At 66.8% G+C, this 19,568-nt stretch carries 25 protein-coding genes and 1 pseudogene; 13 read left to right on the plus strand and 13 right to left on the minus strand.

The annotated features are described in order from the left end of the window. Positions 1–209, minus strand: a pseudogene (locus HWX76_RS29045) (sel1 repeat family protein); the annotation flags it as partial. A gap of 361 nt (positions 210–570) precedes the next feature. On the opposite strand from HWX76_RS29045, the gene HWX76_RS29050 reads away from it, so the two are divergent. From HWX76_RS29050 to atsR, 3 genes are all read left to right on the plus strand, one after another. Next, on the plus strand, positions 571–1,443 hold the full coding sequence (locus HWX76_RS29050) for a helix-turn-helix domain-containing protein (protein WP_050017877.1): 873 nt from the start codon (positions 571–573) through the stop codon (positions 1,441–1,443). 69 nt (positions 1,444–1,512) lie between these two features. Beyond that, positions 1,513–2,016 carry a molybdopterin-dependent oxidoreductase gene (locus HWX76_RS29055; RefSeq protein WP_050017878.1) on the plus strand — a complete coding sequence of 168 codons (504 nt, stop codon included), beginning with the start codon at positions 1,513–1,515 and terminating at the stop codon, positions 2,014–2,016. Position 2,017: 1 nt separating this feature from the next. Further along, positions 2,018–3,838 (plus strand): hybrid sensor histidine kinase/response regulator AtsR, encoded by a 1,821-nt coding sequence (atsR, locus tag HWX76_RS29060; RefSeq protein ID WP_176016716.1) that lies wholly within the window; start codon positions 2,018–2,020, stop codon positions 3,836–3,838. 90 nt (positions 3,839–3,928) lie between these two features. On the opposite strand, the gene HWX76_RS29065 is transcribed toward atsR, so the two are convergent. Next, positions 3,929–4,348 (minus strand): secondary thiamine-phosphate synthase enzyme YjbQ, encoded by a 420-nt coding sequence (locus HWX76_RS29065; RefSeq protein ID WP_050017880.1) that lies wholly within the window; start codon positions 4,346–4,348, stop codon positions 3,929–3,931. Between the two features lie 10 nt (positions 4,349–4,358). Continuing rightward, positions 4,359–4,685, minus strand: a complete 327-nt coding sequence (locus HWX76_RS29070; RefSeq protein ID WP_050017881.1) for a thioredoxin family protein — start codon at positions 4,683–4,685, stop codon at positions 4,359–4,361. A gap of 232 nt (positions 4,686–4,917) precedes the next feature. On the opposite strand from HWX76_RS29070, the gene HWX76_RS29075 reads away from it, so the two are divergent. The 4 genes from HWX76_RS29075 (at position 4,918) to HWX76_RS29090 (ending at position 7,902) form a co-directional block, all read left to right on the plus strand. Beyond that, the gene (locus tag HWX76_RS29075; RefSeq protein WP_176016717.1) at positions 4,918–5,622 is read left to right on the plus strand and encodes a flavin reductase family protein; all 705 of its coding nucleotides are present in this window, start codon (positions 4,918–4,920) and stop codon (positions 5,620–5,622) included. Between the two features lie 186 nt (positions 5,623–5,808). Continuing rightward, positions 5,809–6,141 (plus strand): DUF2322 family protein, encoded by a 333-nt coding sequence (locus tag HWX76_RS29080; protein ID WP_050017883.1) that lies wholly within the window; start codon positions 5,809–5,811, stop codon positions 6,139–6,141. Between the two features lie 110 nt (positions 6,142–6,251). After that, a complete protein-coding gene (locus HWX76_RS29085) occupies positions 6,252–7,121 on the plus strand; it encodes a PASTA domain-containing protein (protein WP_050017884.1) in 870 nt (289 codons plus the stop codon). Positions 7,122–7,269: 148 nt separating this feature from the next. After that, a complete protein-coding gene (locus HWX76_RS29090; protein WP_124639182.1) occupies positions 7,270–7,902 on the plus strand; it encodes a LysE family translocator in 633 nt (210 codons plus the stop codon). A gap of 34 nt (positions 7,903–7,936) precedes the next feature. Here HWX76_RS29090 and HWX76_RS29095 read toward each other — a convergent pair whose 3' ends face one another. The 3 genes from HWX76_RS29095 to HWX76_RS29105 form a co-directional block, all read right to left on the minus strand. Next, on the minus strand, positions 7,937–8,611 hold the full coding sequence (locus HWX76_RS29095) for a YebB family permuted papain-like enzyme (RefSeq protein ID WP_124556758.1): 675 nt from the start codon (positions 8,609–8,611) through the stop codon (positions 7,937–7,939). A 148-nt stretch (positions 8,612–8,759) separates the two neighbouring features. Next, entirely contained in the window at positions 8,760–9,329 is a 570-nt protein-coding gene (locus tag HWX76_RS29100) for a hypothetical protein (protein WP_050017887.1), read from the minus strand. A 226-nt stretch (positions 9,330–9,555) separates the two neighbouring features. After that, on the minus strand, positions 9,556–10,014 hold the full coding sequence (locus HWX76_RS29105) for an Lrp/AsnC family transcriptional regulator (RefSeq protein WP_039322714.1): 459 nt from the start codon (positions 10,012–10,014) through the stop codon (positions 9,556–9,558). A gap of 125 nt (positions 10,015–10,139) precedes the next feature. On the opposite strand from HWX76_RS29105, the gene HWX76_RS29110 reads away from it, so the two are divergent. The 3 genes from HWX76_RS29110 (at position 10,140) to surE (ending at position 12,082) form a co-directional block, all read left to right on the plus strand. Beyond that, positions 10,140–10,874, plus strand: a complete 735-nt coding sequence (locus tag HWX76_RS29110) for an AzlC family ABC transporter permease (RefSeq protein ID WP_176016718.1) — start codon at positions 10,140–10,142, stop codon at positions 10,872–10,874. Further along, complete coding sequence (locus HWX76_RS29115; protein ID WP_050017889.1) at positions 10,867–11,175, plus strand: AzlD family protein; 309 nt, start codon at positions 10,867–10,869, stop codon at positions 11,173–11,175. Before HWX76_RS29110 ends, HWX76_RS29115 begins: the two co-directional genes overlap by 8 nt. 127 nt (positions 11,176–11,302) lie before the next feature. Continuing rightward, positions 11,303–12,082 carry a 5'/3'-nucleotidase SurE gene (surE, locus tag HWX76_RS29120; protein ID WP_050017890.1) on the plus strand — a complete coding sequence of 260 codons (780 nt, stop codon included), beginning with the start codon at positions 11,303–11,305 and terminating at the stop codon, positions 12,080–12,082. A gap of 63 nt (positions 12,083–12,145) precedes the next feature. On the opposite strand, the gene HWX76_RS29125 is transcribed toward surE, so the two are convergent. The 5 genes from HWX76_RS29125 to HWX76_RS29145 form a co-directional block, all read right to left on the minus strand. After that, positions 12,146–12,979, minus strand: coding sequence for an SDR family oxidoreductase (locus HWX76_RS29125; RefSeq protein ID WP_089489997.1), 834 nt, complete (start codon positions 12,977–12,979; stop codon positions 12,146–12,148). Between the two features lie 115 nt (positions 12,980–13,094). After that, positions 13,095–13,562, minus strand: coding sequence for a cupin domain-containing protein (locus HWX76_RS29130; RefSeq protein ID WP_124594904.1), 468 nt, complete (start codon positions 13,560–13,562; stop codon positions 13,095–13,097). A 183-nt stretch (positions 13,563–13,745) separates the two neighbouring features. Next, positions 13,746–15,098: a pyridoxal-dependent decarboxylase gene (locus tag HWX76_RS29135; protein WP_050017893.1), complete on the minus strand. Its 1,353-nt coding sequence runs from the start codon at positions 15,096–15,098 to the stop codon at positions 13,746–13,748. 20 nt (positions 15,099–15,118) lie between these two features. Beyond that, positions 15,119–15,418, minus strand: a complete 300-nt coding sequence (locus tag HWX76_RS29140) for a metalloregulator ArsR/SmtB family transcription factor (RefSeq protein WP_050017894.1) — start codon at positions 15,416–15,418, stop codon at positions 15,119–15,121. Between the two features lie 177 nt (positions 15,419–15,595). After that, entirely contained in the window at positions 15,596–16,477 is an 882-nt protein-coding gene (locus HWX76_RS29145) for a LysR family transcriptional regulator (RefSeq protein ID WP_124556766.1), read from the minus strand. A 126-nt stretch (positions 16,478–16,603) separates the two neighbouring features. Between HWX76_RS29145 and HWX76_RS29150 the strand changes: the two genes are divergently transcribed. Further along, on the plus strand, positions 16,604–17,641 hold the full coding sequence (locus tag HWX76_RS29150; RefSeq protein ID WP_124654333.1) for an aldo/keto reductase: 1,038 nt from the start codon (positions 16,604–16,606) through the stop codon (positions 17,639–17,641). 18 nt (positions 17,642–17,659) lie between these two features. Here the strand turns inward: HWX76_RS29150 and HWX76_RS29155 are convergent, their stop codons facing one another. Further along, the gene (locus HWX76_RS29155) at positions 17,660–18,037 is read right to left on the minus strand and encodes a hypothetical protein (protein WP_176016719.1); all 378 of its coding nucleotides are present in this window, start codon (positions 18,035–18,037) and stop codon (positions 17,660–17,662) included. Positions 18,038–18,135: 98 nt separating this feature from the next. Between HWX76_RS29155 and HWX76_RS29160 the strand changes: the two genes are divergently transcribed. Together HWX76_RS29160 and HWX76_RS29165 are read left to right on the plus strand one after the other, a co-directional pair. After that, positions 18,136–18,399: a helix-turn-helix transcriptional regulator gene (locus HWX76_RS29160; protein ID WP_089489994.1), complete on the plus strand. Its 264-nt coding sequence runs from the start codon at positions 18,136–18,138 to the stop codon at positions 18,397–18,399. Between the two features lie 2 nt (positions 18,400–18,401). Further along, a complete protein-coding gene (locus tag HWX76_RS29165; protein WP_089489993.1) occupies positions 18,402–19,322 on the plus strand; it encodes a HipA domain-containing protein in 921 nt (306 codons plus the stop codon). Positions 19,323–19,436: 114 nt separating this feature from the next. Here HWX76_RS29165 and HWX76_RS36980 read toward each other — a convergent pair whose 3' ends face one another. Next, positions 19,437–19,568 (minus strand): hypothetical protein, encoded by a 132-nt coding sequence (locus HWX76_RS36980; protein WP_256975834.1) that lies wholly within the window; start codon positions 19,566–19,568, stop codon positions 19,437–19,439.

The raw sequence follows: 19,568 nt of genomic DNA on the forward strand, positions 1-19,568 counted from the left end.
TGGGTCTTCGCGGTTTGCTTGAGCGCGGCGATGCGTGGATCGTCCCGGTCTTCCGCATCGTCCCTTTTTTGATAGGAGACCTGATCTTTAGGACGATAGGAACAACCTGTGTCGTCGCAGATCCGTACCGTGCCGGCGGTAACCGACGGATCCTGCGCGCACGCAGCCAGCAGCAACAGCAGCCCCGGTGCGAGTAAACGGCGATACATGGGTACTTTCCTCAAGTTTTATCGGCGCCGCAATGCTTCGAGCTATTCCACCCCGCGAGCTCGTACCCGGTTTGCGCGCGGCGCAGCGGATACAATTCCATCCGCCAACGCCGACACGCATCCCTAGGCTCTCTCAGGCTCTCTTCGAATCGTTCCGTCACTGTTTCATTGCCGCCGCTTTTCGCTGCCCCGACTGTGCCGGCATCGCGCTCCAAACATGACGCGACAAACAATAGTGACGTGGTGAGCAATAATAATGGAGAAAAATGGCATGTCAAGGCCCTTCGCGTGTTTAAAGTTTGCGTGACGCGTCAGCTTTGATATGCTCTTCCTCACCAAAACCCTTGGAGACCCCATCGAGATGTCCACCACCGAGCAGGCCAACGTCGATCTCATCACCGCCAACAAGGTGCGCGATCTCCTGAACCGGAACGGCATTCCGCCGCGAAGTCACAACACGACGATCGCGAACGTGCTCGGCCTGAGCTTCTCGGTCGTCACGCGCAAGATGAAGGGCCTGATCCCGTGGAACCTGTCGCAGTTGCAGGACATCGCGACGCACTTCGGCGTGCCGCCCGCGATCCTGCTCGACGACAAGGGCACGCAGCCGGCCGCGGCCGAGATGATCGACGCGACGTTCGTGATCGAATCGAAGCGCTTGCGCTGCCGCGCGGCAATCTCGACGAAGGCCACCAGCCAGATCGAAACGGACTTCGTCGCGCTGCAGTGGCAGGGCGAATGGATCGTCACCGAACGCCAGCACGCACGCGAGGGCCGCACGTATCCGGTCGACGTGATCGAGCTGCGCTCCGCGCAGCCGAACGTGTATGCGGCGCGGATCGCCGTGGTCGACGATTCGCACGACGTCGCCGAAACGGTCTGTGAATATTTCATCGAGAAAGGCGTGAACGCGATTCCGTACTTCGACGGCGCGAGCTTCCGCAAGGCGCTGGAAGTCGAGGATTTCGACGGCTACATCCTCGACTGGATGCTCGGCGACCAGACGGCCGCCGAACTCGTGCGCGGCATCCGCTCGAGCGAGAACAGCGGCGCGCCGATCTTCCTGCTGACCGGCAAGATCTCGACCGGCGAAGCGAGCGAGGACGAGATCGCGCACATCGTGTCGCACTACAACGCGCGCTGCGAAGAAAAGCCGGTGCGCCTGCCGATCCTGTTCGCGGAAGTCGCCCGCGAGCTGAAGCTCACGCTGCCGGCGGCGACGGCGACGAACTGAGAACCGGGCGCCGGGAACGGCGACCGGCGCGACAACCCGCTACACGCATCACCAGACCGAGGAAAAGACATGCGCGTTTCAACCATCTGGACCAAAAGCCTGCTGACGGCCTGCCTGCTCGGGATGGCCGCCGCGACATGGGCCGCGTCGTCGTTCACGTTCACCGTCGACGGCAAGATCAGCAAGAGCAACCAGCAGGGGAAGATGACCTACGTCTTTTCCGAGCAGGCGCTGATGGCGCTGCCGCAACATACGATCGTCACGTCGACGAGCTGGACGCCGAAGGCCGCCTTCACGGGCCCGCGCCTGTCCGACGTGCTGAAGACGGTCGGCGCGCACGGCACGCAGATCGAATTCCGCTGCATCGACGAATACACGTTCACGATTCCCGTGTCCGATGCGGCCAGGTACGGCGTGATCCTCGCGCGGACGATGAACGGCAAGGTGCTCGGCAACGACAACTACGGCCCGCTGTGGATCATGTATCCGCGCGACCAGTATCCCGACGAGCTGAAGACGCCGCTCGGCGAAGCGAAGTTCGCGTGGCAGATCATCGGTCTGACCGTGAAGTGACATGACGCGGCGGCGATGGAAAAATAGAAAGATCATCCTGATCCTCGGCTCGCTGTGGATCATGGGGTTCGCCGCGTGGGCGTTCCTGCTGTGGGATCTCCTTGCCACCTCGGTCAACGAGGGCGTGCTCGAGGGGCCGCGTGAAGGCGTGTTCTGGACCGCCGCGCAATACCGCAACGTCTATACGCGCTTCGACCGGCAGCTGATTCTCTACGCGACGCGCGAGGACGACGATTTCGATCACGTGCAGATGCAGCTCGACAGCCTGTCGGTGTCGTTCGGGTTCCTGCAGCGGCCGTCCGAAGTGTCCCAATACTGGCTGCGCATCCCGCGCGCGCGCAACGAGATCGACGCGCTCGGCGAATTCATGACGCGCCTGAAGCGCGAGGTGCCGCTGCTGCGCGATTCGCCGAAGCAGGCGCGGCAGGTGATCGACGAAGTCAATGCGTACTGGCCGAAGGTCAACGGCCTCGCGAACTACTTCCGCGCGATCGAAATGGCGCAGCGCGATTTCACGTTCCATCAATTGAAGGACAAGCAGCGCGCGATCCTGATCCTCGGCATCGTGCTCGGTGTGATCCTGTGCGCACTGTTCCTGCTGCTGTTCTATACGATGCGCACGCGCGACGACCTGCTCGAACGGCAGAACGCGGCGCTCGATGCGGAACGCAAGGCGTCCGACCGCGCGTTCGAGATGATCGAGGCCAAGAACGCGTTCCTCGGGATGGTCAGCCACGAACTGCGTACGCCGCTGCAGGCGATTTGCGGATCGATCGAGATCCTGCTCGCACGCCCGCAGTCCGACGCGAACCTGAAGACGATCCGGCGGCTGCAGAATTCCGCGCTGTCGCTGGAAGCGCTCGTCAAGGACCTCACCGACTACATCAAGCTGCGCTCGACGAAACGCGTCGCCGAACTGGATACCGTCGGCATCGCGCCGCTGCTTGCCGAGGCGCTCGAACCGCTGCGCGAGAGGATCGCGACGAAACGGATCACGGTCACGCAGCGCGTCGAGCCGCCCGGCCTCGCGATCCGCTCCGATCGCAAGCTGCTGCGGCAGGTGCTGTCGAACCTGATCGAGAACTCGGTCAAGTACACGGCCGGCGGCTCGATCACGGTGGCGATCACGCTCGCCGATGCGCCGGCCGGCCAGCAGGTGAAGATCGCCGTGCGCGATACCGGCGCCGGCATCGCGAAGCAGCATCTGTCGAAGATCTTCGAGCCGTTCTATCGCGCGAACGACGCGGTCGGGCTGCACGTGGACGGGATCGGCATGGGGCTCGCGGTCGTGCGCGAAATCGTGACGACGCTGCGCGGGCATGTGGACGTGCGCAGCGCGGTCGGCGAAGGCAGCGAGTTCGTCGTGACGCTGCCGGTCGAAGTGCCCGGCGTCGATACGGCCGGCACCGCGACCGGCGACGTGCCCGCGCTGCCGCCCGTGCTGCCGCACCGCGACCGGCGCGCGCTGGTGGTCGACGACAACGACAACGCGCGCGAGACGCTTGGCGCGATGCTGTCGGCGCTCGGCGTCGAGGCCGATCTGTGCTGCACCGGGCAGGAAGGCGTCGCACGCTTCGGTACGGGCCGCTACGACCTCGTCGTGCTCGATCTCGAACTGCCGGACCTGAGCGGATTCGACGTGGCGCGGCGCATTCGCGCGGTGGCGGAGCCCGACGACGACGGCCGGCATCCGGCGATTCTCGGCGTCAGCGCGTATGAATCGGCGGCGCTGCGCGAGAACAAGCGGGCGTTCGACGCGTTCCTGCCGAAGCCGGTTCACCTGCGCGAACTCGGCGCGCTCGTCGAGAAGCTGCTCGCCTGAGCCGCGCGCGGGCGCGGCGTTACGCGTTTCCGTCCGCTTGCGTTTCCGTCCGCTTGCGTTTCCGTCCGCTAGCCCGCTCGCCGGCTTTGCCTACTCGCCGATCAGATGCAGCACGATGTCGCGCCGGTGCGCCGCGCGACGATGCTCGAACAGATAGATTCCCTGCCACGTGCCGAGCACCATGCGCCCGTGCTCGACCGGAATCGACAACTGCACCTGCGTGAGCGCGGTGCGCAGATGCGCGGGCATGTCGTCGGCGCCTTCGGTGTCGTGCTCGTAGCGCGTGTCGTCCTCGGGCGCGAGCGTCGCGAAATAGCGTCCGATATCGCGCTGCACCGACGGATCCGCGTTCTCCTGGATCAGCAACGACGCCGACGTATGGCGGCAGAACACGGTGAGCAGGCCGGTGCGGATCGCCTGCTGGTCGACGAACGCACGCACCTGCTGCGTGACTTCGACGAGGCCGCTGCCGCGCGTATCGACGCCGACGTGCGTGATGGCCTGTTGCATCGTCGTGACCTCAGGCCAGCGCGGCGAAGCCGTCGGATTCGATCTGCTTCGCGTCGGCGGGGCGCACGACGCGCGCGACTTCGACCCCATCGCGCAGGAATACCAGCGTCGGCCACAGCTTCACCCCGAACGAGCGACCGAGCGGACGGCCGGGGCCGTCCTCGATCTTCAGGTGCCGCACGGCAGGATGCGCGGAGAACGACGCCGTGATCGCGGGCTGCGCGCCTGCGCAGATCCCGCACCAGTTCGCGCCGAATTCGATGACGGTTGCGCCGCCCAGTGCGTCGACTTCCGCGCGGGTCGGCGCGTTGGCGGTGTAGCGTTGCTCGGTGTCCATCGGGCCCTCGTGTGCGTTGGCGGAACGTGACTGCGCGCGCCCGCGTGATGCAAAGCGGGCGCGGCCTTCGATTTCTTACTGTAGCGGAAAAGCCCGCGCATTGCCGGCTCGGTCCGGCGCGGCGCCGGCGCCTTTTTGCGCACCGTTCGGAATGACACGACAAGATTCGGAGCGCCGTGCCGCCGCGACGGGATCAGCATGAGAACCGATCCCGTCAACGAAGGACTCGACCATGAATGCGCCTCATTGCGTCACCGAACCGAACATCCTCTACTTCGGCACGCCCGTCGTGCTGGTCAGCACGCTGAACGAAAACGGCACGGCCAATCTCGCGCCGATCTCGTCCGCGTTCTGGCTCGGCTGGCGCGGCGTGATCGGCATCGCCGCCAGTTCGCAGACCACCCGCAACCTGCTACGCACCGGCGAATGCGTGCTGAACCTGCCGTCGTCGGCGCAGGCGAACGCGGTCGACCGGATCGCGCGCACGACCGGCACGTATCCGGTGCCCGACGGCAAGCGCGCGAAAGGCTACGTATTCGAACCCGACAAGTTCGGCACGGCCGGGTTCACCGAGGCCGCGTCGCAAACGGTCGCGCCGCCGCGCGCGCTCGAATGCCCGGTTCATATGGAGGCGGTCGTCGCGGCCACATACGGGATCGGCGACGACATGCCCGACCTGCGCGGCCGCATTCGCGTGTTCGAGATGCGCATCCAGCGCGTGCACGCGCACCCCGACCTGCTGATGGACGGTCATCCGGACCGCATCGATCCGGACAAGTGGTCGCCGCTGATCATGAGCTTCCAGAAGTTCTACGGGCTGGCGCCGCGCCAGATGCATCCGTCGCGGCTCGCCGACATTCCCGAGCACGCGTATCGCAGCCCCGACATCGAGCGCGCGCGCGAGGCGGGTGTGCTGACCGGTACCGGGCGGTCATGACGCCGCACGCGTCGGCACGGCGGCATCGCTGGCGAACGTGACGCGGATGATCGACGCGGTATTCGGCGTCGCGATGCCGGGCGCGCTGTACGACGCGTGCCGCGGCGGCGGCGCGACCAAGCCGATCGGATAAGATACGGCCGGCCACGCACCTTGGCCGATGACCGAACCGACGGAGTGTTTTCAGTGATTCAACCGACTCAAGTATTCAAGGACAACCTCGCGCAACTGCCGGCCATCGACGGCATCGCGCGCATCGATCTCGTCGGCGCGAACGGCGACGTGGTCGCGACCATCGAGAACCAGCCGGGCAAGCAGGGCTCGCTCGCGGTGTACCACTATCTGAAGCAGGCGTTCGGCACGCTCGACGCGAAGTCGGCCGAACACGGCCTCGCGGTGTTCGCCGAGCATACGGCCGACGCACGCAATCGTCCGGGCGCTCACCCGAACGTCGATCGTCTCCTGGCGATCGTCGCGGGCGGCGACGCGCTGCGCATCGACGTCGTCGCGAACGGCTGAGAGTCGGCGGCGGCACGTGGGCGTGCCGCCGGGCGGTGCGCGCGACCGTGACATACGGGCGAAAAAGCGCGATTGTCGCGCCCGTTCCACTTTCCCCGGGGACAGTCTGGGTGTTGCTTTCCATTGCGTCACCGCTCATCCGCCATCTTGCTTCGATCGTTTCGATCGCGGTGTTGGCCAGTGCCACGTTCGGTGGCACGGCATCGGCCGAGCCGCTGCGCACGGGCTCCGATATCGCCGGGGCGTCGCTCGTGCCATTCGGCACGCTGCCGCGCTCGCCTGAAAACGGTTCGCTCGATCCGTTCTGCACGCAATATCGCGCGAAAACGACCACGGCGGCCGGCCGCGAGGTCGCGCAGCGCAACTGGATCGTGACGTCCGAGGCACCGCTCGGACGCTACACGGTCGTCACGTTCGCGAGCGGATTCAGCGCCGGCACGAGCGCGATCTGCTTCGCGCGCAACGGCAATATCGGCGTATTCGACGACACGACGCTCGTCGCGCTCGGCTACACCGCACGCAAGGCCAGCTGGCAGCTCGGCTCGGCCGATCGGCTGGAAAGCGGCGCGCTGCTGATCTGGGGCGGCGACGGCCCGGCGCCGCCCGTCGGCGAGCTGCACGAACACAACGGCGAACTGCGGCTGACCCGCGTCGCCGCCGAAAGCACACACTGCAACGGCCACGCGGTCGTGCCGAACGTGTATGGCAAGCCGCTCGACGCGGCACGCAAGATACTGATCGCGCATGGCTGGCAGCCGCTGCGTCCGCGCGAGAAACCGGACGCGATGGACGGCGCAGCGACGCTCGCGAAGCACGGCATCGTCGAAGCCGAAGCGTGTTCGGGCACCGGGATGGGGTATTGCGCGCTGCGCTACCGGAACGCGGCCGGCGTGCTCGGCGTGACGACGGTGGGCGGCGAGCCGGACCGGCCATCCGCGAATACCGTGATCGACTATCAGGTGGCCTGTCGCAAACAGTGAGGGGGGTGCGGGCCGCGCATGCGCATGCGCGATGCACGCGCCACGCGATCCGTGCCGTCCGGCCATCGTCCGTTCGCTCGATTGACCGGCCTCGCACGCCCTCCTAAACTGGGTTCCCTTTTACGCCGCACCAGCAAAAGGGAATGCCATGATCGACTTTTCCACGCTCGCGCTGTTCTCCGGCGCGTGTCTCGCGCTGACCGTTACACCCGGCCCCGACATGTTGCTGATCGCGTCCCGCAGCGTGAGCCAGGGGCGGCGCGCCGGCTTCGCGACGCTCGCGGGCATCCAGGCCGGCACCTACTGTCACGCGCTCGCGGCCGCGCTCGGTCTGTCGCAGCTCTTCGTCGCGGTGCCGCTCGCGTACGACGCGGTACGTTTCGCAGGCGCCGCGTATCTGCTGTATCTCGCGTGGAAGACATTCCGTTCGGATGCGACTGCGCTGTCGCCCGTCGCGTCGCAACGTCAGCGCTCGACCGCGACGATCTTTCGCCAAGGGCTGACGACGAACCTGCTGAACCCGAAGATGGCGTTGTTCGTGCTCGCGCTGTTCCCGCAGTTCGTGCGGCCCGAACAGGGTTCGATCGCCGTGCAGATTCTCGTGCTCGCGACGGTGCTGAACCTGATCGGCATCGTCGTGAACGGCGCGGTGATTCTGTCCGCGAGCCGGCTGAGCCAGCGGATCGGCGCACGCCGCCGGCCGTCGAAGGTGCCGCAGTATCTGCTCGGGTCGGTATTCGTGGGTCTCGCGGCACGGCTCGCGGTGGCGGGGCGCAACTAACCCCGTCGCGAATGCGTAGTACCCGGCCCCTTGTTCACCCATCCGCCTTGCACTCGCGCGTATCCGCCACGACACGCAACTTGTCGCTCTCGAACAAGCTCGCCGGCGTCACCGTGCGGCGACGCCACGGAATCCGGCCGAAGTACCAGATCCTCCAGAGGCCGAGCGGATGACCGGGATTCCGGCGCAGCAGCATGTCGAAGGTCTCGACGTCGCCGAGCACGATCCGCGTGGCATCGCGCACGATCTCGCGCACGAAACGCGAACAGAACTGCCGGCGCGACGCGAGGTTGAAACCCGTGTCGTACACCACGCCGATCCTGCGCCTCGCCGCGTCGACGAGCCGCCGTCGCTGCGCGGCATCGAGCGGCTGCGTCAGCCGCGCGACCACGCATGCGCCGCAGTCGGAACGCGCGACAAACCGCGACATCGTCGTGACGCGCGATAGCGGAAACGTGCTCTCCGCGATCAGCGCCTCGCCGCCGCGCTCGCCGACGACGATTCCAACGTGATTCGTCCATGAGCGCGTCGCGCTCGCCACTTCGAGAAACGGCCGCACGGTGACGCGGATGAAGACGATGTCGCCGATTTCCGGTTCGACCGGCAACGGCATCGCATGCGATTCGGGCGAACCGAAGGAAAAGCGGCGCCCGCGGCGTGCGCCGGGCGAGCGGACCAGAGACGGCTGGCGGCCGGTGTCGACGACCATACGAGCCTCGCGCAAGTGAACATGGAGCGAGCATGGCAGGCGTTGCCGCGCACCGCATCCGGTTCATGCGCGAGGGTGCGAATCCGCGCCGCCGGGTGGCGGATTTCGATACCGGCACGAGGCGCAAGGCGCCGAAGCGTGGAAGCCGTCAGCGCGTCGCCCCCAGCGCGACGCGCAGCCGCTCCATCAATCGCGTGTAGTGCCGCAGCACGTCGTCCTTCGGCACGACGCTCGCGGTCGCGAAACGCTCGGACCACACCGGCTTCCAGGCATACGAGCCGTGCACGCTGCGGTCGCCGTCGGGCGCCTGGATCAGCGAGCGAATCCGCGCGTCGCGGCCCGGCCCCGTATGCATCTCGAACAGCGCATGAATGAACGTGTGATACGCGTCGTACACGTCGTCGTCGAACAGGTAGCGGTAGATGTGGAACGTGCGGTCGAGGTCGCGCTTCGCGCGGATCACGTCGTCCGGCGAGATGTCCTTCCAGTAGCCGATCCACGTGTAGAAGCACAGCAGCGCATTGAGCTGCGGCGCGACCGTGTCGTACAGCGCGAGCCGCTTTTCGATCAGCCGCTGATTGGTCCACTGCACGAGTTCGAGCCGCTTCAGCCGGCGCGCGACGAGCCAGCCGAGACAGGCGACCGACAACGGCGTCAGCACGCCGAGCACGAGCTTGACGATTTCCAGCGAATTCCACGGCGTATTGAATGGCTGCATGTAGGGCTCGACAGGAAGAAACGCATTCGCGGCGACGCACGACCTGGCGCGCTATGCAGCGCCGTTCGGCCGATCGCGTCGGCATTGACCGTTAGTTGCTTGCACATCGACCGGCGTGCGACCGCACCGGCAATCCGTGCGATGCGACTCACCCCGTCAGTTTATCGGGCGATTGTCACCGTGCCATGACCGCTCGTCGACGCATCGCCGCACGCCCCGCCCCGCTTCAGGTTGGTAGCGCCGACGTGAGCTTGACCTTCTGCATCGGAATGTCGGTCTTCACGCTCAGCACGCCGGGAATACGCGTCAGGTATTCCATCTGGAAGCGCCGGTAATCGTCGATGTCGGCCGCGACGACGCGCAGCAGGAAATCGCAGTCGCCGGCCATCAGGTGGCATTCGACGACTTCCGGCATCTGCTGGACGGCCTCGGCGAAACGGTTCACCGATTCCGCGTCCTGCCCCTTCAGCCATACGCGCGTGAAGATCGTCAGCCCCTTGCCGACCTTCGCCGGGTTCAGCACGGCCACGTATTTCTCGATCACGCCGGCTTCCTCGAGCAACCGCACGCGCCGCAGACACGGCGACGGCGACAGCCCGACCTCCTGCGCGAGCTCCACGTTCTGCATGCGGCCGTCGCGCTGCAGCGCGCTCAGGATTCGGCGGTCGATAGCGTCAAGTTTCATTTGGCATCCGATTCCAAAAAATTCTCATATCACACGTTCAATGCCAAATTCTGAGAAAAATCTGGCGACAACGCAACCCGATTCGAGTCAAAAAAGCAGACAATTCCTCCCCCGAAGGAGGAGTAATGAGCAGTAGCGTTTCAACGTCGTCCGGGCTTCGCGACAGGCCCGCCTATGTCGCCGAGATGGGTCGCGGTTTGCGCGCGGCGCTGCCCGTCATGCTGGGTTTCGTGCCGTTCGCGCTCGTGCTGGGCGCGCAGGCCGCGCAGAAAGGGCTGAGCCTGTTCGAGGTGCCGATGATGACGGGCCTGAACTTCGGCGGCGGCTCCGAATTCGCGGCGATCCATCTGTGGACGTCGCCGCCGCACATCGCGCTGATCGTCGCGATGTCGTTCCTCGTGAACTCGCGCCACATCCTGATGGGCGCCGCGTTCGAGCCGACTATCCGCCGCCTGCCGCGCCGCCGCGCGTTCGTCGCGCTGTTCTTCATGTGCGACGAGAGCTGGGCGATGTCGCTCGCCGACGCGCGCGAGCGCTCGGCCACGCATATCAGCGTGCCCTATTACGCGGGCATCTGCGTGGGACTCTACCTGACGTGGATCTCGATGACGACGCTCGGCGCGGCGGTCGGCCCGACGATCGGCGACGTCGAACAGTACGGCTTCGACATGGCGTTCACGGCCGTGTTTCTGGTGCTGCTGCGCGGGATGTGGAAAGGCGTGCGTGCGAGCCGCCCGTGGTTCGTGAGCCTCGTCGTCGCGGCGGCCACCCATCTCGCGCTGCCCGGTGCGTGGTATGTCGCGGCCGGCGCCTGCGCGGGGCTGATCGCCGCGCTGCTGTGGGAGCCTCGCGATGCCTGAGCTTCCGGATTTCGGCACCGTCGCGACGATCGTGCTGATGGCGTCGACCACCTACCTGTCGCGCATTCTCGGCTACGTGCTGCTGCGCAACCGCACGCTGAGCCCGCGAATGGCGTCGGTGATGGAAAACGTGCCCGGCTGCGTGCTGATCTCGGTGATCGCGCCGGCGTTCGTGTCGACGCGCCCGGCCGACCTGCTCGCGCTCGCGATCACGCTCGTCGCGGCGACACGCCTGTCGATCCTGCCGACGGTCATCGTCGGCGTCGCGTCGGCCGGCCTGCTGCGCTACCTGCTCGGCTGAGCGGGTCCGGACTGCCGCACCGGCACGCACCTTCCACGACACGACGATCCTCGCGCCGGAATGCTAGCCTTGTGGCTTGCGCCACACCGCACCTCCCCTGCCATTGCCCTTCACGAGGATCGCCCCGATGCAAGCAACCCGCCCGCTGTTCGACCGTGTCCTGCTCACCAACGACGACGGATTCGACGCTCCCGGCCTCGACATACTCGAACAGGTCGCCACGCAACTCGCGCGCGAAGTGTGGATCGTGGCTCCAGCCGAGGACCAGAGCGGCACATCGCATTCGCTGAGCCTGCATGAACCGCTGCGCGTGCATCGCAAGGGCGAGCGGCGCTTCGCGGTGCGCGGCACGCCCGGCGATTGCGTCGCGATCGCGGTCAGCCACCTGATGAAGGGCGCGCGGCCCGACGTCGTACTGTCCGGCGTGAATCGCGGCGCGAACCTCGGCACCGAAACGGTGTTTTCCGGCACGGTCGGCGCGGCGATGACGAGCATGCTGGTCGGCGTACCGGCCATCGCGCTGAGCCAGGCCTTCACCGACCGCAACGCGGTGCCGTGGGGCACCGCGCTCGCGCATGCGCCGGACGTCATCCGCCGGCTCGTCGCCGCCGGCTGGGACAGCGACGCGTGCCTCAACGTGAATTTCCCGCCGCGGCCAGCCGACGACGTGCGTGGCCTGAAGGTGACGAACCAGGGCGCCGGCACGCTGCAGGGTGTAGAGATCGTGTCGGGACGCGATCCGCGCGAGATCGACTATCACTGGCTGAAGCTCGCGCGCGCACCGCGCGACGACGATGCGGATTCTGAAACGGTTGCGCTCGGCGAAGGGTATATCTCGGTCACGCCGCTCAAGTTCGAGCGCACGCACGATCAGGCGCTCGCGCGGCTGCGGTCGAACCTCGGCTGATCGCAAGCGCCTTCGAATGACCCGGCTGCCACGCGCGCCATACGTGTCCACCGCCTCAGTGCATCACGTCAGATTCAAGCCGCCGTCGAGCATCACGATCTCGCCCGTCACGTAATCGGACGCGACGAGCATCGCGACCGTCTGCGCGATATCGTCCGGCGTCGCCGCGCGGCGCATCGGCGCACGTTCGCGCCAGAGCTGCTGCGCTTCCGTCCAGTCGGCGGTCAGCGGCGTATCGACGAGCCCCGGTGCGACCGCATTGACGCGAATCGCGGGAGCCAGCGTGCGCGCGAGCAGCCGCGTCGTGTGATTGAGTGCGGCCTTCGCGGCCGCATACGGAATCGACGCGCCCTTCGGCCGCATGCCCGCATGCGAGCTGACGTTCACGACGCACCCGGCCCGCCCGCGCGACGCCGACTCGCGCAGCGCGGCTTCCGCTTCGGCGACCAGCCGGAACGGCGCGATCACGTTGATTTCATGCATCTCGCGCCACACGTCGGGCGTGGCCGCTGAGAGGTCGTCATGCGGAATCACGCGGCTGACGCCCGCATTGTTCACGAGCACGTCGAGCCGGCCGTGCACCGCGAGCGCGTCGCGGATCAGCCGCACGCGTTCGGCATCGTCGGCGAGATCGGCTTGCACGTACGCGCCGCCGAGTTCGCGCGCCATCGCGCGGCCGGCGTCGGCCGAGCTGCGCGAATGCAGGATCACCGCGTAGCCGTCGGCCGCCAGCCGACGCGCGACGGCCGCCCCGATCCCCGACGTCGAGCCGGTGACGAGCGCGACCGGCCGGTGCACGCGCGACGCGCGCGGCTCGCCGGCGGCTTCGGCTTCTGGAGCGGTTTCGGTGTCGGTTTCGGCAATCGGGGCAGAGATCGGCGGCAGCGGCGCGTCCATGGCGTGGGACCCTGTCAGTGGCGTTCCCGCATCATAAGCGCGACGGGGCCGCGGGGAAGCGAATTCATCCTCATTGGCCGAACGGCCTGCTCCGGTAATGACGTGCAATCGACCGTCATGGCCGTTTCGGCAGCTCGACATACTCCTCGAGCTCGCCCGCGATATAAAGCCGCTTGCCGATTCGCGGGTATTCGCACACGTCGTGTTCGAGCCGCTGCCCGCCGACGAGCAATTCGAGCGGCGCCTCGCCGGTGTTCTGCACCGTATGCGCTTCGCCGCCGCGCGGAAAGCCGATGAAATCGCCGGGCCCGATTTCATTCGTGCGCTCGCCGATCGTCACCGAGCCCGCGCCGGACAGCACGTACACGAATTCTTCTTCGTACAGGTGACGGTGATATTCGGCCGATTCGTGACCGGGCATCAGCGTGAGCAGGTGAACGCCGAATTGCGTCAGGCCGGTCAGGTCGCTGAGTTGCCGCTTGAGACGCACGGCATTGGGATTGAGCGAATGCACCGCGCGCGTGGGTTCCATCTTCGCGATATCGGCGGCCTTCAGCAATTCCCGGGGACAGGGAGTCGACATGGGGAGCTCGCAAGCGTGAATGCTTCGGTTGGACGCGGTGCCGGCGCGGCCCGCGCGGAATGGCTATTGTCCGATATTTTCACGCTTGCAGACGTGCCGCGAACCCCACCGGCTGCGCTGCATTGCATCGAATGCCAGAACGTTGCACGCGCAACCATTCAGGCGGCAAACGACGCGTGACGCTCACCCCACGTGCACGCCGCGCAGCTTCGTCAGCAATGCGACGAGGCGATCGATGTGCGCATCCTCGGTGCGCCACGACGACACGCTGATCCGGAACGCCGGCCGCCCCTGCCACACGGTCGCGCCGAACCACACGTCGCCCGACGCCTGCGCGGCTTCGAGGATCGCCGCCGTTTCCTCGTCGGTGCCGGCGCGCACGAGCACCTGGTTCAGCACGACGCGGTTCAGCACGTCGTAGCCGGCCGCCCGCAGGCCGTCCGCGACCCGCGCCGCCTGCGCGCAATGCCGCTCGACCATCGTCGCGACGCCGGCACGGCCGAGCGAACGCAGCGCGGCCCACACGGGAATGCCGCGCGCGCGTCGCGAGAATTCGAGGTTCAGGTTCTTCTGCGCATCCTGCGCGCCGCTCAGATATACGGCGTCGCTGTTCATCGCGGTGGCGAGCGCGGCCGCGTCGCGGCAGATCACCATCGCGCCGTCGTACGGCGTGTTGAGCCATTTGTGACCGTCGGTCGTCCAGCTGTCCGCGCCGTCGACGCCGTCCGTCAGCGCGCGCTTCGACGACGCCCGCGCCCACAGGCCGAACGCACCGTCCACGTGCACCCACGCGCCGGCCGCCTTCGCGGGCGGAATCAATGCCGCGAACGGATCGAATTCGCCGGTGTTCACTTCGCCGGCCTGCACGCAGAAGATCGTCATGTCGTCGAGCGGCGGCAACTGCGCCGGGTCGATCCGGCCGTGCGCATCGACCGGCGCGACGACGATGCGCTTCATTCCGAAGCCGAGCACGCGCAGCGCCTTCTTCACCGTGATGTGCGCGAGCGCGGAGATCACGACTTTCACCTCGGGCGCGCCGATCAGGCCGTCCTCGTCGATCTCCCAGCCCTTGCGCGCGAGCAGCGCGCGCCGCGCGGCCACCAGCGCGACGAGCGTGCAGGCCGTCGCGCTCGTGCCGAAACCGACCGCGCTGCCTTCGGGCAATCCGAGCGCCTCGACGACCCAGCGCGCGGCCTGGCGCTCGAGCGTTGCGGCCACCGGCGAATTCGCGTACGACGACGCGCATTGGTCCCACGCGAGCATCAGCCGCTCGGCCGCCGCCGCGGCCGGCAGCGTCGCGCCGATCACGAAGCCGAAATAGTTCGGGCCGTTCGATGCGACCGTTGCGGGCGTGCCGTGCTCGTCGAGCAGGCGCAGCACGTCGTCGGCCGGGCGTCCCGTATCGGGCAGCGCTTCGTCGAACGCCGCGAGGCCGGCCAGCGCGGCCGCATCGGGAAACGCGCGCCGTTCGTTCGTTGCAGCCAGATACGCGTGCGCGCGCCGATCGGCGTCGGCCAGCAGGGCGAGTTCGTCCATGTCGGTTGCCTCGGTCAGGGTCAGAGTTGCGAGAGATCGCGGCCGAGCTGCTGCAGCGCGCCGTCGATCCGCTTGTAGTACGTGAACTTGCCGACGCGGGTCGCCTGCACGAGCCCGGCGTCCGCGAGGATGCGCATGTGCCGCGTCGTCGTGGCCGGCGCGATGCCGAGCTTCTCGGTGATGTACGTGCAGCACACGCCGAGTTCGTCGAAGTCGCCGTGCGGCTGCGGCGGGAAATGCTTGCGCGGCTGCTTGAGCCAGCGCAGCACGGCGAGACGGCTTTCGTTGGCCAAGGCGCTGATGCGGATCACGTCGTCCATGGGGTTCGGCTTCGTTTGACGTTTTGAATATTAGCTAAATGACGAAATGTGGGCAATGGGCTTGAACAGCGGTTTCAGCCTGCGATGCCGCGCGCCCGCACGCACCGTCGCGCATTCGATGCGATCGCGGCGAGATCGCCGTCGCAACGTCTCGCCGGCCGCGCGGGCAACGTGCTGTTACGCGAGCGCCTCCGCCAGCCTGTCGATCAACGCGCGCACACGCCGCGGCTGCGCCGCACTCCCCGGATAGACGATCTGCAGATCCACGTCGCCGGGCGAGAACGCGCCGAGCACCTCGACGAGCGCGCCCGACGCCAGATCCCGTTCGACGTCGACCAGCGATTTCAGCGCGACGCCGTGCCCCGCGACGCACCACGCGCGCACGAGCGCCCCGTCGTTGGCGACGCGCCGGCCGCGCACCACCACGCGCTTCAATGCGCCGTCGATACTGAACGGCCATTCGGCATACAGCTCCTGGCCGAAGCGCATCACGATGCAGTCGTGCGCGGCAAGTTCGTCCGGGTGCATCGGCGTGCCACGTGCGGCGAGATACGCGGGCGCCGCGCACACCACACGCCGCGCACGGCCGAGCGAACGGCTGCGCAACGAACTGTCCGCCAGCGTGCCGCGACGGATCGCGAAATCGAGCCCCTGCCCGACGAGGTCGACATACCCGTCGCCGAGATGCAGGTCGACCGTCACGCCCGGATGCTCGGCCAGGAACGCGTCGAGGACCGGCACGACGCGCTCGCGCCCGAGATCGGCCGGCGCACTCAGCCGCACGGGCCCCGACAGCGTCTGCACGCCCAGCCGCACACGGCTTTCGAGTTCATCGGCCTCGGCCAGCAGGCGTCGCGCACCCTCCGCCAGCGTGCGCCCCTCGTCGGTCAGGCTGATCGCGCGCGTCGTGCGCGTGAGCAGCGCCGCGCCGTAGTGGCGCTCGAGCGCCGTCAGCCGCTCGGACACCGTGGCCGGCGACAGGCCGACTTCGCGGCCCGCCGCGGCCAGCCCGCCCTTCTCCACGATGCGCAGGAACAGCGCGAGGTTGTCGAGCAGCATTGTTCGCTCCTTCCGAAGGATATTTTCGTCGCCTTCTGGATTATCCGGGAAAGCCGCAAACGGTACATTGGTCGCCTGACGATCGACGCGCGGCCGCGCCGCGCTCACACGACGAGAGAAACGCTCATGGAATATCGTACGCTCGGCCGCTCCGGCCTCAAGGTCCCTGTCCTGAGCTTCGGCGCCGGCACGTTCGGCGGCGCCGGCCCGCTGTTTAGTGCCTGGGGCAATACCGGGGTCGACGAAGCACGCCGCCTGATCGACATCTGCGTCGAAGCCGGCGTCAACCTGTTCGACACCGCCGACGTGTATTCCGACGGCGCGTCCGAGCGCGTGCTCGGCGCCGCGCTCAAGGGGCGCCGCGACCAGGTGCTGATCTCGACCAAGACGGGCCTGCCGACCGGCGACGGCCCGAACGACGCGGGCACGTCGCGCGCACGGCTCGTGCGCGCCGTCGACGACGCGCTGCGCCGCCTCGACACCGACTACATCGACCTGCTGCAACTGCACGCGTTCGACGCCGGCACGCCGGTCGAGGAAGTGATGTCGACACTGGACGATCTCGTGCGCGCGGGCAAGCTGCGCTATATCGGCGTATCGAACTTCGCCGGCTGGCAGATCATGAAATCGCTCGCGGCGGCCGACCGGCACGGCTGGACGCGCTACGTGGCGAACCAGGTGTACTACTCGCTCGTCGGCCGCGACTACGAATGGGACCTGATGCCGCTCGGCGCCGACCAGGGCCTCGGCGCGCTGGTATGGAGCCCGCTCGGCTGGGGCCGGCTCACCGGCAAGATCCGGCGCAATGCACCGCTGCCCGAAGGCAGCCGCCTGCATGAAACGGCCAGCTACGGGCCGCCGGTCGACGACGAACGCCTGTACGACGTGGTCGATGCGCTCGACGCGATCGCGGAAGAAACCGGCAAGACGGTGCCGCAGATCGCGCTGAACTGGCTGCTGCAGCGGCCGACCGTGTCGTCGGTGATCGTCGGCGCGCGCAACGAGGAACAGTTGCGGCAGAACCTCGGCGCGGTCGGCTGGGCGCTGACCGATGCGCAGGTTGCGAAGCTCGATGCGGCAAGCGCGGTGGAAGCGCCGTATCCGTATTTTCCGTATCGCCGGCAGGCGGCGTTCGCGCGGTTGAATCCGCCGATGCGCGGGTAAGCCGCGAAGGCATCGGCATCAGGCCAGCACGCGCGCGTGGCCGAGCAGCACGACCTTGTCTGTCGAACCGTACATCGCGCGGGCGCGCGATACGCTGACGCTCGCCACCGGCAGTTTCAGTCCGCGCTCGCCGACCGTCGTGCGAAACCCGTCCCGCAAGCCGTCGATGAACGGCAGGATCGTGGCCTTCGCGGCCGCGTCGTGCAGGCGCTGCGCATCGCGTGGGCGGCCGGAAAAACCCGGGACCAGTTCTGACCGCGCCCCGTCCTGAAAAGGCCCGCGACATGAACGGGGCCTGACCGTACGCGCGGTCCGGGAACAGGACCACCGCCAATGGCTGTCGCCGCAGAACGGCCACAGTAGCCACAGGGATACAAAATCATCCTGTCGGTTCAATTTTGTAGCCCTGCGGACACCAATTTTACATGCGAATTTGTAGCACAAGGGCTACAATATCAGTCAATGTGAGGACTTTTGACGCCCTGGGGCTACAAATGACAACCTTGGCCGATGTTGGAGAGATGCTGAGAGCGGTCCGCCATTCAGCAGGACTTTCTCAGAAAGAGCTGGCCGCGCACGCCGGTGTCGCACGCACGACGCTCGCACGGATGGAGACACTCGCGCGAGGCGACATGAGCGTATCTGCGCTCGTTCGGCTGCTGGAGGCTGCTGGCTATGACTTGCGCGTGGTGAAGCGCGGGCATGGGCGCACCCTCGATGACGTGCTGGCCGAACAGCGCACGATGGGAGACGCGTGACCATGCGGCTTCATGTGTACGTCAAAGGCAAACTCGTTGCGCATCTCTATCGCCAGGCGGACGACTATGCATTGCGCTACACCGCAGACGCACTCGATGCCGACTTTGCCAGTTTGACCATGCCCGTTCGCGAAGATGCCTGGATTTGGCCGCGCGACCTGCATCCCTTCTTCCGGCAGAATCTGCCCGAAGGATTTCTTTTTCAAGTGATTCGCGAGGAGTTCGGCCCTTATCTCGACGGAACCGACCTTTCGCTCCTGGCCGTCATCGGCGGCGCCGGCCTGCTTGGCTTGCCGCCGCACGAGAAGTACCGTCCGTCGACCGAACAGGTTCTCAACGCGACAAAGCCCTACATCGGTCCTGCCAATTGGCGGCGGGAGGCCGAACAACTCGGCTGGCAACTCATCACCAACTACGTCGTGCGCAACGCGGACTGCCACGCGAAGAACATCGCACTCCTCTACTCGAACATCGACGACGTCATCTACACACCTGCCTATGACATAGTCACCACGGAGGCTTATCCGCGCTTTGCGAACAATCCGCCGGGGCTGAGCATCGACGGTCGAAAAACGTGGGCCCCCGGGAAGACGCTGGAGCGTTTTTTCAACACGCGTCTCGGCATCCCGCCGAAGCAATACCGCGAGATGGTCGAAGCACTGTGCGACTCGGCCGTATCGACGGGAAAAGATATCGTCGAAGCAGCAAGGAACGAGACGCGCTGGCATTGGACCGCGAAGCAGATGCTGCATGCATGGAACGAAGGCATGGGATCACTCCGCAGCGCCAAGCCGCAGGTCGCATTCAAAGCGCTCACGCCAGTCATCGAGGCCGCCGGTTTTTCAGACGCCGATCAGGCCGGCAACGCGAAAGCGATCATTGGTCGCTCGGAATTGCTGGCCAATCACGACAAGAAACCCTGACGTCCGTCCGATTCAATCCCCCGGACCCGACCCCGGCCCCACCCATCCCAGCGGCCGCGCCTTGATCCACAAAAACAGCGGCACGCGCGCCCACTGCCTGGGACCTGCTCACGCTCATAACGGGCTTGCGCTGGCCGCGTCGCGCACGCGACCTTCGCCACAGCCAATCTCCGGCTTGCCGGCCCAGCCGATCCATTGGCCGGCAACCCGCGCCCAGTGTTCGGCAATGGCTTTCGTATCGGTCAT

Origin of the sequence: Burkholderia sp. BCC0398 (genome assembly GCF_902833245.1) — a bacterium.
GTDB classification, from domain to species: Bacteria; Pseudomonadota; Gammaproteobacteria; order Burkholderiales; family Burkholderiaceae; genus Burkholderia; species Burkholderia sola.